Origin of the sequence: Lentzea cavernae (genome assembly GCF_014653695.1) — a bacterium.
Lineage (GTDB): Bacteria > Actinomycetota > Actinomycetes > Mycobacteriales > Pseudonocardiaceae > Lentzea > Lentzea cavernae.
Window position 1 is genome coordinate 289,671 of the sequence record NZ_BNAR01000002.1, and the last position, 15,481, is coordinate 305,151.

The following is a 15,481-nucleotide window of genomic DNA, read 5'->3' on the forward strand; positions in this document are numbered from 1 at the left end:
CTACGAAGGAATCTCACCGAACTCGGCGGTGTCGCCGGTACGGCCGAAAGATCTAAACCATTGCTTGTCTCAGGCGGCGACGAGTTCCTTGTCGCGGCTCGACGTCTTCTTGACCTTCGGCTTCTTGTTCGGCAGCGACAGGCGGAACACCTTGTGCCAAGCCGAGAAGACCTGCTTGGGCAGCGGACCGGTCACGTAGGCCAGCTCGTACTTCTCGAACAGCGCCTTCACCTTCACCGAGACCTCGGCGTACCGGTTGCTCGGCAGGTCCGGGAACAGGTGGTGCTCGATCTGGTGCGACAGGTTGCCCGTCATGAAGTGCATGGCCTTGCTGCCGCTGATGTTCGCGGAACCCATCATCTGGCGCAGGTACCACTGGCCGCGCGTCTCGCCCTTGATCGAGCGGCGCTCGAAGGTCTGCACGCCCTCGGGGAAGTGACCGCACATGATCACCGAGTGCGACCACAGGTTGCGGATCAGGTTCGCGGTGAACGTCGCGGCGAGCGTGGTCAGGAACGACGGGCCCGACAGCAGCGGGTGGATCACGTAGTCCTTGAGCACCTGCTTGCGGATCTTGCGGCCCACGGCCGCGGCCCGCGCGCGGAACTCCGGGCGGTTGCGGCGGCGCTTGTGCAGGTTCTTGCCGAGCTCCAGGTCGTACGCGGCGATGCCGTACTCGAAGAAGCAGGCGTTGATGAAGTTCCACACCGGCTGACCGAGGTGCATCGGGTGCCACTTCTGGTCCTCGTCCACGCGCATGATGCCGTAGCCGAGGTCGTTGTCCTTGCCGATCACGTTCGTGTACGTGTGGTGCAGCTCGTTGTGCGAGTGCTTCCACTGCTCGGCGGGCGAGACGTGGTCCCACTCCCAGGTCGTGGAGTGGATCTTCGGGTCGCGCATCCAGTCCCACTGGCCGTGCAGGATGTTGTGCCCGATCTCCATGTTGTCCATGATCTTCGCCACGGACAGGCCGGCGGTGCCGATGATCCACGCCGGCGGGAAGAACGAGAACAGCAGGATGCCGCGGCTCGTCAGCTCCAGCTTGCGCTGCGCCGAGATGACCTTGCGGATGTAGGCCGCGTCCTTCTCACCGCGGCTCGCGATGACCTCGTCGCGGATCGCGTCGAGTTCGCGGCCGAGTTCCTCGATCTGCTCGTCGGTGAGGTGCGCGGTGGGGTCGATGGCGGTCATGGAGCTCGCTTTCCGGGGAGCAGTGGCTGGGGGTGGGCCACTTCGCGGGGGGAGGAAGGTCTGTGGTGGAGGGCTAGCGTTCGAGTTCGCAGGGGCCCGCGGCGGCGGACACGCAGGTCTGCACCAGCACGTGGGCCGTGGGGCTGTCCTCGGCCTGGGTGATCTCGCCGGTGCGCAGGTCTCGCACCGCGCCGGACCTCAGCGGCGTCACGCAGCCGAAGCAGATGCCCATGCGGCAGCCCGACGGCATCAGCACGCCGGCCTCCTCGCCGACGTTCAGCAACGGCGTCGCGCCGTCGGCCTCGACGGTCTTGCCCGTCTTGCCGAAGGTGACCTCGCCACCCTCGCCCGCCACGACGACGGTGGGGCGGAACCGCTCGGTGTGGAGCTTGTCGGCGATGCCGTGCCCGGCCCAGTGCGCCTCGGCGGCGTCGAGCAGACCGGCGGGGCCGCAGGCCCAGGTCTCGCGCTCGGCCCAGTCGGGGACCAGCTCGTGCAACTTCGTGACGTCGAGCATGCCGTCGGCGTCGGTGTGCAGCTCTTTGAGCGTGAGGGCCTTGTCCGCGACCAGGTCGTGCAGGTCGTTGCGGAAGATCACGTCTTCCTTGCGCGGCGCGGAGTGCACCATCACGACGTCGGTGAGCCGGGCGTCGCGCAGCATGCCCATCGCGGGCGTGATGCCGCTGCCGGCCGTCAGGTAGAGGACCTTGGCGGGCTTGGCCGCGGGCAGCACGAACTCGCCGGTGGCCTGGTCGAGCTGGATGACCGTGCCCGGCTTCGCCCTGCGGACCAGGTGGTTGCTCACCTTGCCGTCGGGGATGGCCTTGACGGTGATCGTGAAGCGACCGTCCGCGCGGCTCGTCGGCGACGTCACCGAGTACGCGCGCCACAGGCGCACGCCGTCGACGTCGATCCCGATCCGGACGTACTGCCCGGCCACGTGACCGCGCCAGCCCTTGCCGGGCCTGATCACGACGGTCGCGGCGTCGTCTGTCTCGCGGTGCACCGCTTCGATGCGACCGCGCAGGTCAGCGCCCGACCTGAGCGGGCTGACCAGGTCGAGGTAGTCGGACGGCAGCAGCGGCGTCGTGACCATCTCAAGGATCTTCCACGCCCTGCTGCGGAGGGCGGTACTCGTCATGACTCCAGCTTGATGCGCCTCAGGGCGTAAAGTCCTGTCCGTAGGACGTGAATTTGAACCGCTGGATTGTTCGCAGGGAACAAATCATGAGCAACGCAATGAGGAGAGCCACCGAACTGGCCCTCGACGAGAAGACCGTGGCCGCCATCCGGGCCGTGCTGAAGACGACCGCCGACGAGGTCGTCCGCGCCATCATCACCGAAGTGCCCAGCTACGCCAACGCACTTTCCGGGCGCATGGGTGGCACTATCCGCCGTGCCGTTCGCACGGCGCTAGGACACTACTTGGACCTCGCCGGAGGCACCGGCGGGGGCGCTGACGCCAGCGACGCCGCCTACGAACTGGGCCGGGGCGAGGTCCGCGACGGCCGCTCCATGGACGCCCTGCTCAGCGCGTACCGGGTAGGCGCCCGCGTCGCCTGGCGCGGCCTCGCCGCAGGCGCCGTACCAGCAGGCCTGGCCGCCGCGGAGGTCGCGAAGTTCGCCGAACTGACCTTCGCCTACATCGACGAGCTCTCCGCCGCCAGCGCCGCCGGCCACGCCGATGAACTGGCCGCCCGGGGCCTCGCCCACGAGCGCCACCTCGAACAACTGGCCCGCGACCTCCTGGCTGGCGCGAGTGGTGAAGTCTTGCTGACGTCCGCCGGCCGCGCGAACTGGCAACCCCCGTCCACGATGACGGTCGTCCTGCTGCCCGCGTTCCAGGCCCGGCCCGCCTACCGACTGCTCGACCCCAGCACCCTCGTGCTGGACGACCTGCCGGACTCCACCGGCGTGCTCCTCGTTCCCGACGGCGACCGGCCGCATCTCTTGCGTCAGCTCATCGGCCGTAACGCCGTCGTCGGGCCTTCACGCCCGTGGATGCGTGCGTCTGCGTCCTACGAGCGGGCTGTACGCGCGCGCTCACTCTCGCCTGAGATCCGCGACACCGAGGAGCATCTCGCTGCTCTGGTGTTGAGTGCTGATCCTGACGCGTACGCCGATCTGCGGGCTCGGGTTCTGGCTCCGCTGCTCGAGTTGCCTGCCACGTCTGCGCGGCGGCTCGAGGAGACGCTGCGGGCGTGGTTGTTGCATCACGGGCGGCGGGAGGAGGTGGCTGCGGCGTTGTTCGTGCACCCGCAGACCGTCCGGTACCGCATGGGGCAGCTTCGGGACCTGTTTCCCGATCTGGGGTCTCCGCAGCGGGTTCTGGAGTTGACGCTGGCGGTCGGGCTGCCTTCGACGGAGGGTTAGTTTCGGTTAGCACTGAAGTTATTGAACAGCCAGAGTTCGATCTGGTCGGCCGCGCACCCGGCCTCCCGCGCCCACCTCGCCAGGAGGTCGCAGTAGCGCTCGTAGGTCTCCGCGGGCCAGGGGCCCCTGCGGTGCAGCGAGGTCCAGCCGTACCGATCACGCAGGGCGGTCGCCACGCGGCGGTCGAGGATGAGGCACGGGTGACCGGGCGCTCCCCCGCCGGCGAAGTACAGGAACTTCGTGAAGAACGACGGCCCCAGGTACCGGATCTCGTTGGTGTCACCCGGCCTGAACAGCGCGAACGCGGCAGCCGGGTCGCGGCGTGAGAGGTCGGCGGCCTTGGTCAGCAGGTCCTCGCAGCGCGGGACGTCCGCGGCGATGGCGGCGAGCCTCGACCTGTTCAACCTGTTGCGCGGGCCGGAGCCCCACGCCAGCGTCCGCCACAGCAGGGTGAACACGTCGTCCGCCGGTGCCCAGACGTCCGCCCTGGTGAGCCGGTTCCCCGCCGGTGGCGTGCCGGGCAGGCCACGCGCGCGGATCTCGTCACGCCACCAGTCGGCTTTGATGTTGACCGGCTGTTCGTCGACAGGCTTGACGGGAGCCGCGTCCCAGTTGGGCAGGGGCAACGTCGAGAGGTCCGGTCATCGGCATACCGCCTGCATCGCGCCACACCCACCGCCGTTACCCGGCGCGCCGCCGTGACGCAGGCCACAGCCGCACGAGAACCTGATCAGCGATCTCGACGTCTTGCGGAGTGTGAGAGCCATCCGGGGTGAGCCGGCCGACCTCGACGAGGAACAGCTCGTGCGCCGTGTCGCACGGGGTGACCGGCGCGCGTTCGAGGAGCTGTACCGGCGCACGTCGCCGTGGCTGGCCGTGCGGTTGCGCAGGCGGTGTGCGGACGAGCAGATCGTGGCCGAGGTGCTGCAGGAGACCTACCTGGCGGTGTGGCGGGCCGCGGACGCGTTCGCCGGGGCGGCCGCGGGCGGGAGCGCGGTCGGGTGGTTGTGGACCATCGCGGCTCGCCGGCTCATCGACGCGTTCCGCCGGCGGGCGCACCACGCGGCGCCCCCTGCCGCCGCGGCGCCGGCGCACGTCGCGCCTGCCGAGGAGGCGGTGCTGGCCGGGGTGGTCGGGGACGAGGTCGGGGACGCGTTGCGGTTGCTGGCGCCCGAGTTGCGGGCGGTGTTGCAGGCGATGGTGCTCGACGGGTTGTCGGTGCGGGAGACGTCGGTGCTGCTCGGGGTGCCCGAGGGGACCGTCAAGACCCGTGCGCGGCGGGCTCGGATCGCGATGAGGGAGGCCCTGGCATGAGCGGGCGGCCGAGACCTCACGCAACGCTTGCGCCACCCTGCGCGGTGAACGCTCGCACCGCCCGACGGCACCCCGGAGCAACAAAGAAGGCCAGGCGTCCGGCACCCCACGCAACACCAGCCTCGGCGAACGCCCGCACCACCCGCCAGCACCCCGGAGCGACGAAGGAGGCCCAGGCATGACCGCACACCACCCCAGCGAACAACTGCTGCACCGCTACTCCCGCGGCGACGACGACATCCCCGCCGACCAGCTGTGGGGTGTCGAGTCGCACCTGGAGTCGTGTGCGCCGTGCCGTGGCCGGCTCGCCCCCGACCCGACCGCCCAAGCGGTGTGGACGAATCTCGAACCGCTACTCGACCGCACGCCTCAGATGTCGCGGGCGCGGGCGCGGTGGCGGGTGCACGGGTGGGTGTCGCCGGCGGCCGGGCCGTGGCTCGCGATGATCCTGCTGGTCACGGCGGCGGCGGTGGCGCTCGACCGGGTCGGGTTCGTGGTGGGTGAGCGGGTGTCGCTGGTGGTGCTGATCGCGCCGGCGCTGCCGGTGCTCGGGGTGGCGGCGTCGTGGGGGCGGTCGCTGGATCCGGCCCACGAGGTGACGGCGGCGACGCCTCGGGCGGGGTTGCCGCTGGTGTTGCGGCGGACGGTGGCGGTGCTGGCCGTGGTGGTGCCGGGGCTCGCGGCGGCGGGGGTGCTGACCGGTGTCGGGTTCGTGCGGTGGTTGTTGCCCTGTCTGGCGTTCACCGTCGGGACGCTCGCCCTGGGGACGCTCATCGGCGTCACGCGGGCGGCGGTCGTGCTCATCGCGGCGTGGGCCTTGGTGATCGTGGCGCCGACGATCGCGTTCAGCCGCATGGCTGTGGCGCTGGACCCGGCCGCCGCGCCGGTGTGGGCGGGGCTGCTCGTCGCGGGTCTCGCGGTGCTCGCCGCGAGGCGGATGGCGTTCGCGCGGCTGGAGGTGAACCGGTGACCGCTCCCACGACCTACGCCTGGGAGATCGAGGCCCGCGACCTGCGGGTCAGGGCAGGGCGGCGGATGGCCGTCGACGGTGTCACGCTCACCATGGGCCGGGGTGTGCACGGGCTGCTCGGGCCGAACGGCGCCGGCAAGACGACGCTCATCCGGGCACTCGCGACCGTGTTGAAGCCGGCGACAGGTGAGCTGTCCCTGTTGGGAGGCATGGACTTCCGCGAGCTCCGCCGCCGGATCGGTTATCTGCCGCAGGAGTTCGGGCACCACCGGCGGTTCACGGTCAGGGAGTTCGTCGCGTACGTGGCGTGGCTCAAGGAGATGCGCGACATCCCGGCGGCCGTGCAGCGCGCCGTCGAACGGGTCGGGCTCGCCGACCGGGCCGACGACAGGATGAAGACGTTGTCGGGCGGCATGATCCGCCGGGTGGGCATCGCGCAGGCCATCGTCAACGACCCCGAGATCCTGCTCCTGGACGAACCCACCGCGGGCCTCGATCCCGCACAGCGCCTGAGGTTCCGCGAGCTGCTCGCCGAGATCGGCACCGACACGTGCGTGGTCGTCTCGACGCACCTGGTGGAGGACGTCGCCGCCGCGTGCACGGACGTCGTCCTGCTGTCGCAGGGAAAACTCGTCTTCCAGGGCACCCCGGAGCAGCTCGCGGCGAAGGGCACCGCAGGGCACGCGGGAGACAGCCCGATCGAACGCGGCTACAGCGCCCTGCTCGGCCTCCCCCACCGCCCCGGGACCTGGTGAGTCCCAGATCACACCGCTGCGAGAACCGCGCGGCCCGCGCCGCCGTCTTGCCGGGTGAAGCGGAAACACTGGGAGGAGAACGGATGCAGGCGATCGAAGCCGACAGCCTGGTGGTGCGGCTGGGAAAGCGCAACGCGGTGAACGGTCTGAGCCTCCGGCTCGGCCACGGCGTGCACGGGCTGCTGGGCCCCAACGGCGCGGGCAAGACGACGTTGATCCGCACGCTGGCGACGGTGCAGTCCCCGACGGCCGGAACGCTGTCGTTGCTCGGCACACCGGCGAACGGCAGGCTCAAGGCCGTGCGGCGCAAGCTCGGCTACCTGCCCCAGCACTTCGGCTACTACAAGCGTTTCAAGGTGCGGGAGTTCGTCGAGTACCTCGCGTGGCTCAAGGAGATGCCGTCCGCGCGGATCCCGGGCGCCGTGCACACGGCGCTCGAACGGGTCGGGCTGACCGACCGCGCCGAGGACCGCATGAAGTCGTTGTCCGGCGGCATGGTCCGCAGGGTGGGCATCGCGCAGGCGATCGTCAACGACCCCGAGGTGCTCCTGCTGGACGAACCGACGGTGGGCCTGGATCCCGCGCAACGCCTGCGGTTCCGCGAACTCGTCGCCGAACTGGGCCGCGACTCGTGCGTGCTGATCTCGACGCACCTGGTCGAGGACGTCGCCGCGGCCTGCACGGACGTGGTCCTCGTGAACGAGGGATCGCTGATGTTCCAGGGAACTCCGGCCGATCTGGCGACCGCCGGCACCGCCCAGCACGTCGGCGACAGCCCGATCGAACGCGGCTACTCGGCGCTGATCAGCGCGAACTCCGCCGGAGGTGCCTGGTGACCGGACTGCGCATCGAACTGCGGCGCTCCACCGCGCTCTGGGCGGGACTGCTCGTGCTGGTGTCCGGCACCGGGATGCTGTGGCTGATCACGTCGGAGAGCGCCCGGTGGACCGGCAACTCGACGTCGGCGGTCCTCGAACTCCGGCTGCCGCTGGCCTACGTGTGGGCGCTCGTGGTCGGACTGGCCGTCCTCCAGGGCATGCGGGACAGCCGCGCACGGGTGACCGAGCTGTTCACCGCCACCTCCCGCCCCGGCTGGGTGCGGCTGGGCACGCTCGCCGCCGCGGTGGCGGGTGCCGTCGCGGTGGCCACGGCGCTGTTGTGCGCCGGGCTGGTGGCCAAGGTCGCGCTCGGCGGCGGGTTCGTGTCCGCCGGGTTCGTCCCGCTCATGGTGACGGTGGTGCTCGCACTGGCGTCCAGTGTCCTCTTGGGACTCGCGGTCGGCCGGCTCCTGCCGCACCCGCTGACGGTGCCGGTGGCGCTGGTGGCGACGTTCATGGTGGCGTCCACGGCCGGGCGCGCGCTCGAAGCCCGGTCACCCGGCGACGAGATCTCCCGGTTCGCGTTGCTCACCCCCGTGCTCGCCCCGCCCAGCACCGACCTCGTCACGATGTCGACGTCCGTGGACCTGGGCCAGATCGTGTGGTTCACCGGCCTGGGCGTGACGGGGTTCCTCCTGTTCGTCTCACGCACCCACCTCGGCCGTCTGGCGGCACTCGCCCCGGCCGGGCTGGCCATCGCGGCGGCACTGGCGATCATGCCGGTCAAGTACTCCGACGTGCTGGTCGCGGACTCGATCGCGAGCAGGCTCGTGTGCGACGGCGAGGTGTGCGTCAGCAAGGCGCACGAGGACAGGCTCCCGGCGGTGACCGCGGCGGGACGGGCGGCGCTGGCCGAGCTCGCGGTCCTGCCCGACGCGCCGAAGGAGGTCCGCGAGGACACGGCGGCGATGGCTCATCTCACGGCGCCGCAACGTGATCAGCGGATCGTCTACGTGCCGTCGCTCGGCATTCCCCGGCCGATGACCATGACCGAGGACCAGCTGCGGCTCGAACTGCTCGCGGGCGCGGGCGTCGCGAGCTGCGAGGGCCCGAACACCTTCGACACCTACGGGGGCGTCGTCCGCTACGTGACCGCCGGCTACTTCCACGGCGAACTGGCCGAGCTGGCGTCCGAACCCCTCATGTGGAACAACAGCCGGCTGCGGGGCGAGATCGACGAGGCCTGGCGGCAGTTCCGCGGTCACTCGGCCCAGGAGCAGCTGAACCGCGTCGCGCAGGTGCGCCGGATGTTGCTGGCGTGCGAGGACTCCGAACGCGTCCTCGGCGTGCTGAAGGCGGCCTGATGAGGCCGCTCGCGCTGTACGCCCGGTCGCGCGCGGTGCCCGCGGCCCTGGTGGTCCTGCCCGTCGTGGTGCTCGTCGTGTGGTCGGCGCTGCACTCGCCGTGGACGCCGTTGAGCGCGTCGCTGACGTCGCTGGCCGCCGTGCTGGTGACCACGGTCGGGCTCACGGGCCAGGACCCGGAACTCGACAGGTCGACCGCCTTCCCCTGGCCGCTGTGGAGGTTCGGGCACCTGCTGCTCGCCGCCGCGCTGGCCACGGCCTCGGTGCTGCTGGTGCAGGAGTTCGGTGACGAGCCATTCCCCGCCGCGTTCGTCGTGCGCGACACGGCGGGGATGATCGGGCTGGCCGGGCTCGCGGCGGCGGTGGCCGGAGCCCGGTTCGCCCCCGTCGCCCCGGTGCTGTGGTGGGCGGTGGCGGCGATCATGCCTCCCGGTGAGTCGGCCACGAGCCGGATCGTCACGTGGCCGCTCGGTTCCCCGGACGACGCGCTGACGACGTGGACGGCCGGGGTGCTGTTCGTGAGCGGGATCGCCGCCTACACCGCACGAGGCGGACGTCGCTGAGCTACGCGAGGTCCTCCAGCGCGATGTAGTCCGCGATCGCCTGCTGTCCCACGATGTTGGTGTGCACGCCGTCACCGGTGTCGTAGCGCGGGTTGATGCTGTTCGGCCTGACCGGGTCCTTGAGCACCTGGTCGAAGTCCTGCACGGACGCGCAGGTGTTCGAACAGTCGCCGCCGCGCCTCACGAACTCGTTGACGGCGTGGCGGTCGAGGTTGTTCTGGTCGCTGTAGCCGGGCCGGGGCGTGATCGGGGTGACGTGCACCGCGATCCCGGCCTTGCGCAGCCTGTCGAAGACCGTGCGGTAGCTGGTGATGATGTCCGTGGCGCTGCACCCGTTCGCGAGGTCGTTGGTGCCGTAGTAGTAGATGACGTCGGTGACGCCGTGCAGCGCCAGGACATCCCTTTCCAGTCGTGACAACGCATCGAGGCCGACGGCCGGCGCCGGGGTGTTCGGGCAGACGGCGCTCGTGGTGCCGCTGATCCCGGCGTTGGCCACGGCGAGCTGGGGGCCCGGGGAGGTGACGATGCGGCGGGCCAGGACGTCGGTCCAGCGCTTGTTGGTGCCGAGCTCGGTGCAGCCGGGTCCGCAGTTGGTGCTGCCCACGCCGTCGACCACCGAGCTGCCGAACGGCACGACCGTCCCCCTCAGCCGCGGGTTGACCACGTCGACGGCGCTGACCAGGTAGGTCGACTGGACCGTCTGCGTGTACGCGGCGCCCTTGTCGGTGGTGTGCTCGCCGGAACCGGCCGGGGTCAGGTAGTTCTCGCGGAACGCGCCCTCGTGCCGGCCGGGCACGACGTCCCCCGCGACGTGCATGCTGACCGCGAGATCGGTGCCGGGACCGGTGTTCAGGGCCGTCCGGTCGCTCCACACCTCGCCGCCCGCGGGGATGGTGACCGTCCCGCGGCCGCCGAACGTCACGTCGCGCGTGACGTCCACCGCCGCGCCGCCGGTGCTCAGGGCGACGGTGGTGCGGCCGACCGTCAACGGCCGGGTGCCGAACGTGTTCTGCACCCGGATCCGGACCGCGCTGCCGCCCTGGCTGAGGTGCGTGATCATCCGCATCGACTGGTCGTGCAGCGTGACGGGCGCCAGGTTCTGCTGCGACTGGGCCCAGGAGGTGAACCAGACGGGACGCTCGGCTGAGGCCGCCGGGCTCAGGAGCGCGCCCACGGCGAGAACGGTCGACACGATCGCAGGGATTCTCATATCCCTGGTTCTTACCGCTTCGTGACGATCACGTCACGTCTTGTGATCCTCCGGCAAGAGGTCAGGTCACCAAGCCCCGGCGATAGGCGTAAACGACGGCCTGCACCCGGTCGCGCAGGTCGAGCTTGGTGAGGATGCGCGACACGTACGTCTTCACGGTCTCCTGGCTGATCACCAGGGCGGCGGCGATCTCGCTGTTGGACAGGCCTTCCGCGATGAGCCGGAGCACTTCGAGCTCACGCGGTGCCAGCTGGGTCTCCGGCACCTCCTCCACCGGCCGGATGCGGGCCGCGAACCTGCCGACCAGCTGCCGGGTCACCTCCGGCGCGAGCAGCGCGGCACCGCTCGCGACCGTCCTGATGCCCTGCAACAGCTGCGACGGCGGCGCGTCCTTGAGCAGGAACCCGCTGGCACCGGCCCGAAGCGCCTCGTAGACGTACTCGTCCAGGTTGAACGTGGTGACCACGAGGACCTTGACCGGGTCGGGAACGCCGGCGCCCGCCAGCAACCGGGTCGCCCCGATGCCGTCGAGGACCGGCATCCGCACGTCCATCACGACGACGTCCGGGTTCAGCCGCCCGGCCAGGTCGACCGCCGCGCGCCCGTCCCCGCACTCCCCCACGACCTCGAGGTCCGGCTGGGCGTCGATGATCGTGGCGAACCCGGTGCGGATGAGCGCCTGGTCGTCGCACACCAGCACGCGGACGGGAGCGGTCACGCCGGGTTCCCCGCGGGGATGCGCGCCCTGACCACGAACCCGCCGTCCCGCTGCCCCGCCGAGAACTCGCCGCCCAGCACGTCCACCCGCTCGCGCAGCCCGGCGAGACCACGCCCGCTGCCGCCGACCGCTGTGGACGACCGGGCGCCCTCGGTGCCGACCTCCACCGTGATCTCCCTTTCGCCGTAACGCACGTACACGTTCGTCGCGTTGCCGTGCGCGTACTTCAACGCGTTCGTCAACGCTTCCTGCACGACCCGGTACGCGACGGCCTCGGCGCTGCCCGCGTCCCGCGTCGCCTCGCCCTCCTCGGCGAACTCGACCGGCTGCCCCGCCAGCCGGGTCTGCTCGACCAGCGCGCGCACGTCCCCGACCGCTTCCGGGCTGTGGTCGGGGTTCAGCAGGTCGAGCAGGTGCCGCAGGTCGGTCAGCGAACGGCGTCCGGTGTCCGTGATCGCCTGCAACGTCTGGTCCAGCCGCTCGGGTGCGGCGGTCAGGTACCGCGCGGCCTCCGCCTGCACCACCATCGCCGTCACGTGGTGCGTGACCACGTCGTGCAGTTCGCGGGCGATCGAGGTCCGTTCCGCGACACGGGTGGCCGCGGCGACGTGCCGGCGCCGTTCGGCCTCCGCCTCGCGGGAGAGCCGCAGCCACGCCCCGATCCCCCACGCGGCGGCCAGCGCCAGGTAGAAGGTGACGAACCCGGCCACGCCCTCGGTGGCGCCGTTCAGGTCCAGCGCGACGGCCAGCACCGCGTACCCGGCGGAGAGCGCGGCCACGGTTGCCCGCCGGTGGTGCGAGAGGTGCAGTCCGGTGCTGATCAACGCGATCGCGAGGGCCGTCCCGGCGACGGTGTGGTAGCCGCGCAACTGGTCCACGGCGAACCCGGCCGACACCAGCGCGACGCAGACCAGGGGCCACTTGCGGCGCACGACCAGCGGCAGGCACTCGAGCGCGATCACCACGAGCGCGAGCGCGTCGAACGGCCGGTTCGGCAGCCCGCCGAGCTGGGTTCCCTTGTCGTGCAACGCGGGTACCAGCGTCGCCAGCACGAGCAGCAGCGCGAACGGCGCGTCCTGGACGCGGACGTCCCAGCCGCGCCACCGCTGGAGGCTGATCACGCGTCGAGCGTAGCGGCCGACGCGGCACGCCCCCGGCGCGGTACGAGGGTGCCCCGGCGCTTGGCCAGCCACAGGAACGCCGTCGTGACGACCACGCCCGCCACCACCGAGTAGACGCTCGCCTCGGGCCCGAAGTCGCCGCCGGTGAGGATCGCCGGACCGGACGTGACGCCGTCGAGCAGCCCCTGCGGAGCGTTCTGGCCGGAGACGCTGGTGCTGAAGACGCCGCCCTGGGCGAAGTTCCACGCGAAGTGCACGCCGATCGGCACCCACAGGTTGCGCGTGGCCACGTACGCGGCGCCGAGCATCAGACCCGCCTCGATCGCGATGGCGAGCGAGCTCCACACGGTGGCGCCGGGGTTGGGCAGGTGCGCGAACCCGAACACCAGCCCGCTGAGCACCAGCGCGAGCCAGGTGCCGAGCTTCTCCTCGACGATCCGGAACAGCACGCCCCGGAACAACAGCTCCTCCGTGACCGCGACGGCCACCATGAACCCGAAGATCGCGATCATGCCGGTCACGGACCCGATGCCGCGCACCTCGTACCCGCCGAGGAACGCGATGTTGAGGATCACCGCGCCGAACATCGCGAGTCCGATGAGGACACCGCGACCGAGCGCGCCCGGAGCGGTCCTCAGCGAGACCTCGGTGGGTTCGCGGTGCTCGGTCTTGCGCACGACCCAGGCGTACGCGGCCAGTGCCAGCGCCGCCGCGACGAACCCGGCGACCAGGGTGAGCGGCCAGTTCCAGCCCAGTGCCTGCACACCGGTTCCCCCGGCCCACGACACGACCGCCACGACGACCAACTGCTTCAGAAATCGCATGAACGGAAAGGTAGGGATCTCAGGCTTCCGCGACGTCCCCGCTCGGTGGACATTCCCGTGTAGCTCGCCCGGGGGACAAGGTGTGGTCCGCCGACGCCGTCAGCGCCGCGGACAACCAGGCGAACGGCTTGAACTCGGCGGCCTGCTGCGCCGACCCGTCGATGATCGCCACCAGCGACTGGTACCGGGCGTACGGATCGCCGGAGGCCTCTTCCTCCTCGAGCGCCTCGAGGTGCCACCGCTCGATGTTGAGCACGTCGGCCGCCAGCTTCCGCCGGAACCTGGGACTGTCCGGGGTCTCGGCGATCTCCCCGAGGTGTGCCGTGTACTCCGCCGCGATCTCGCGCCCCAGCGGCGAGTCCGCGGGCGCACCGGCCTGCTGCGCGTCGTTGGCGCGCCCCAGGATCTCGCCTCCCCGCTTGAACGCGTCCACCATCTTCGTCGAGGTCATCACCGCGGCGTCGGGTGTGGAGAAGGTGGCGTGCAGCGCCTCGCGCACCTCGCGGCGGAAGCCGGGGTCCCGCAGGAGGTCGGCCAGCTCGATCCACGCCTCCAGCTGCTCGGTGGACGGCTCGTCCGGCAGCACCAACGGCCCGTTGCGCATGATGTCGAGGAAGTCGGAGCTGATTTGGAGATCTTCGCTGATCTCGGCCCAGAAGTCGTCCATCAGGCGGTCGCGGTCCTCGTCGGACATCCCCGCCAGCTTGTGCAGCAGCACCACCTGTTCCGCCTCGGTGTGCTGTTTGGCGATCGTGCGCAGCACGGCCCTCCTGGACCGGATGCGCCGCGCCTGATCGTCCAGCCGGGACAGGTGCGCGGTGGCCAGGTCGGTCAGCGTCACGCTGCCGTCGAGCAGCCGCCGGATGTCCTCGAGACCCGCGTCCAGTTCGCGCAGCGTGCTGACGAACTCCAATCGGGCGATGGCGTGCACGTCGTAGTGCCGGTGGCCGGCGTCGGTGACGCGGGCGGGCGCGACGACGCCTTCGTCGGAGTAGAACCGGATGGCGCTGACGCTCAGCCCGGTGCGGCGCGCCACCTCGCCGATCGCGTACAGCCTGTTGTCGTCCATGACGCCTACCATCGAACCTCAAGCCGCTTGAGATGCAACCCACAAATGGGCTTACTTGAGCATTACCATTCCTTTACCTATGCTGTCCGGCGAGGGGAGTACTTCCCAAGCGTCTGCCCGGTCAGTACGGACATCCGGAAGTTGTCCTCGGGAGGCCACCCGCCTCGGGTGAAGGAGACCTCGAACGACCTTGTTCGAGGAGGACCCTTGTCCGTCGAATCCGTGGCCACGCCCGGACTGTGGTTCGTGAGCATCGCGGTGCTGCTGGCCCTGCTGGTGCTCGACTTCCTGGTGACCAGGCGCCCGCACGAGGTGTCGATCAAGGAAGCCGCGGGGTGGTCGGTCTTCTACCTGACGCTGCCGCTGGTGTTCGGGCTCTGGCTGTGGTTCGAGTTCGGCAGCGGTCAGTCGCTGGAGTTCGTCACCGGTTTCGTGGTGGAGAAGTCCCTCTCGGTCGACAACCTGTTCGTCTTCATGCTCCTGCTGGCCGCGTTCAGCGTGCCGGCGGAGATCCAGCAGCGCGTGCTGCTCTACGGCATCGTCGGCGCGCTGGTGCTGCGCGGCGTCTTCATCGCGGCCGGCGCCGCCATGCTGTCGGCCGGCACCTGGGCGTTCCTCGTGTTCGGGCTCGTCCTGCTGGTCTCGGCGGTGAAGATCCTGCAGACGGCCCTGGCCGGGGAGCCCGCCGAGAAGGACACCTCGAAGATGCGGTCCGTGCGGCTGATGCGGAAGCTGATGCCCGTCACCGACGACTACCGCGGCACGAAGATGCTCGTCCGCGAGAACGGCCGGCGGGCTCTCACGCCGCTCGCGATCGTGGTGGTGGCGATCTTCGCGACCGACGTCGTGTTCGCGATCGACTCGGTGCCCGCGGTGTACGGCATCACCGAGGACCCGTACCTCGTGTTCACCACCAACGCGTTCGCGCTGCTCGGCCTGCGCGCGCTGTACTTCGTGCTCCAGTCCGTGCTGGCCAAGCTGGTGCACCTCAACCACGGTCTCGCGATCATCCTCGCGTTCATCGGGCTGAAGCTGGTGCTGCACTGGGCGCACGGCGTGTGGCCCGCCGTGCCGACGATCCCGACGCCGGTCTCGCTGGCCGTCATCATCGGCGTGCTGGGCGTCGTCACCCTGACCAGCCTGCGCTCCCGCCGCAAGGAACACGCGGGCGTCGGCTGACCGCCTGCGCGC

The 15,481-nt window shown here is 70.6% G+C and carries 16 protein-coding genes; 8 read left to right on the forward strand and 8 right to left on the reverse strand.

Annotated elements, in window-relative coordinates; all coding sequences use genetic code 11:
- Positions 1-69: 69 nt before the first annotated feature.
- Together IE307_RS07320 and IE307_RS07325 are read right to left on the reverse strand one after the other, a co-directional pair.
- The gene (locus tag IE307_RS07320) at positions 70-1,191 is read right to left on the reverse strand and encodes a fatty acid desaturase family protein (protein WP_191296951.1); all 1,122 of its coding nucleotides are present in this window, start codon (positions 1,189-1,191) and stop codon (positions 70-72) included.
- Between the two features lie 73 nt (positions 1,192-1,264).
- A complete protein-coding gene (locus IE307_RS07325) occupies positions 1,265-2,332 on the reverse strand; it encodes a ferredoxin reductase (RefSeq protein ID WP_191296953.1) in 1,068 nt (355 codons plus the stop codon).
- An 86-nt stretch (positions 2,333-2,418) separates the two neighbouring features.
- Here IE307_RS07325 and IE307_RS07330 point away from each other — a divergent pair, with 86 nt between their 5' ends.
- Entirely contained in the window at positions 2,419-3,564 is a 1,146-nt protein-coding gene (locus IE307_RS07330) for a PucR family transcriptional regulator (RefSeq protein ID WP_191296955.1), read from the forward strand.
- On the opposite strand, the gene IE307_RS07335 is transcribed toward IE307_RS07330, so the two are convergent.
- Complete coding sequence (locus IE307_RS07335) at positions 3,561-4,190, reverse strand: 8-oxoguanine DNA glycosylase OGG fold protein (protein WP_191296957.1); 630 nt, start codon at positions 4,188-4,190, stop codon at positions 3,561-3,563. The two genes, IE307_RS07330 and IE307_RS07335, sit on opposite strands and share 4 nt — an antisense overlap.
- A 139-nt stretch (positions 4,191-4,329) precedes the next feature.
- Here IE307_RS07335 and IE307_RS07340 point away from each other — a divergent pair, with 139 nt between their 5' ends.
- The 6 genes from IE307_RS07340 (at position 4,330) to IE307_RS07365 (ending at position 9,348) form a co-directional block, all read left to right on the forward strand.
- Complete coding sequence (locus IE307_RS07340; RefSeq protein WP_191297577.1) at positions 4,330-4,878, forward strand: RNA polymerase sigma factor; 549 nt, start codon at positions 4,330-4,332, stop codon at positions 4,876-4,878.
- Between the two features lie 178 nt (positions 4,879-5,056).
- Positions 5,057-5,848, forward strand: coding sequence for a cupin domain-containing protein (locus tag IE307_RS07345; protein ID WP_191296959.1), 792 nt, complete (start codon positions 5,057-5,059; stop codon positions 5,846-5,848).
- Positions 5,845-6,603, forward strand: coding sequence for an ABC transporter ATP-binding protein (locus IE307_RS07350; protein ID WP_229904492.1), 759 nt, complete (start codon positions 5,845-5,847; stop codon positions 6,601-6,603). Before IE307_RS07345 ends, IE307_RS07350 begins: the two co-directional genes overlap by 4 nt.
- Positions 6,604-6,686: 83 nt before the next feature.
- The gene (locus IE307_RS07355) at positions 6,687-7,439 is read left to right on the forward strand and encodes an ABC transporter ATP-binding protein (protein ID WP_191296963.1); all 753 of its coding nucleotides are present in this window, start codon (positions 6,687-6,689) and stop codon (positions 7,437-7,439) included.
- Positions 7,436-8,785: a hypothetical protein gene (locus IE307_RS07360; protein WP_191296964.1), complete on the forward strand. Its 1,350-nt coding sequence runs from the start codon at positions 7,436-7,438 to the stop codon at positions 8,783-8,785. Before IE307_RS07355 ends, IE307_RS07360 begins: the two co-directional genes overlap by 4 nt.
- A complete protein-coding gene (locus IE307_RS07365) occupies positions 8,785-9,348 on the forward strand; it encodes a hypothetical protein (RefSeq protein WP_191296966.1) in 564 nt (187 codons plus the stop codon). The genes IE307_RS07360 and IE307_RS07365 overlap by 1 nt, the downstream gene beginning before the upstream one ends.
- A gap of 1 nt (position 9,349) precedes the next feature.
- On the opposite strand, the gene IE307_RS07370 is transcribed toward IE307_RS07365, so the two are convergent.
- The 5 genes from IE307_RS07370 to IE307_RS07390 all read right to left on the reverse strand — a co-directional run bounded on the left by IE307_RS07370 (position 9,350) and on the right by IE307_RS07390 (position 14,290).
- Complete coding sequence (locus IE307_RS07370; protein ID WP_191296967.1) at positions 9,350-10,558, reverse strand: GDSL-type esterase/lipase family protein; 1,209 nt, start codon at positions 10,556-10,558, stop codon at positions 9,350-9,352.
- Positions 10,559-10,619: 61 nt separating this feature from the next.
- Positions 10,620-11,276: a response regulator gene (locus IE307_RS07375; protein ID WP_191296969.1), complete on the reverse strand. Its 657-nt coding sequence runs from the start codon at positions 11,274-11,276 to the stop codon at positions 10,620-10,622.
- On the reverse strand, positions 11,273-12,397 hold the full coding sequence (locus tag IE307_RS07380) for a sensor histidine kinase (RefSeq protein ID WP_191296971.1): 1,125 nt from the start codon (positions 12,395-12,397) through the stop codon (positions 11,273-11,275). The genes IE307_RS07375 and IE307_RS07380 overlap by 4 nt, the downstream gene beginning before the upstream one ends.
- Positions 12,394-13,221, reverse strand: coding sequence for a CPBP family intramembrane glutamic endopeptidase (locus IE307_RS07385; protein WP_191296973.1), 828 nt, complete (start codon positions 13,219-13,221; stop codon positions 12,394-12,396). Before IE307_RS07385 ends, IE307_RS07380 begins: the two co-directional genes overlap by 4 nt.
- 19 nt (positions 13,222-13,240) lie before the next feature.
- Positions 13,241-14,290 (reverse strand): MerR family transcriptional regulator, encoded by a 1,050-nt coding sequence (locus tag IE307_RS07390; protein ID WP_191296974.1) that lies wholly within the window; start codon positions 14,288-14,290, stop codon positions 13,241-13,243.
- Between the two features lie 207 nt (positions 14,291-14,497).
- Here IE307_RS07390 and IE307_RS07395 point away from each other — a divergent pair, with 207 nt between their 5' ends.
- A complete protein-coding gene (locus tag IE307_RS07395) occupies positions 14,498-15,469 on the forward strand; it encodes a TerC/Alx family metal homeostasis membrane protein (protein WP_229904493.1) in 972 nt (323 codons plus the stop codon).
- Positions 15,470-15,481 lie beyond the last annotated feature (12 nt).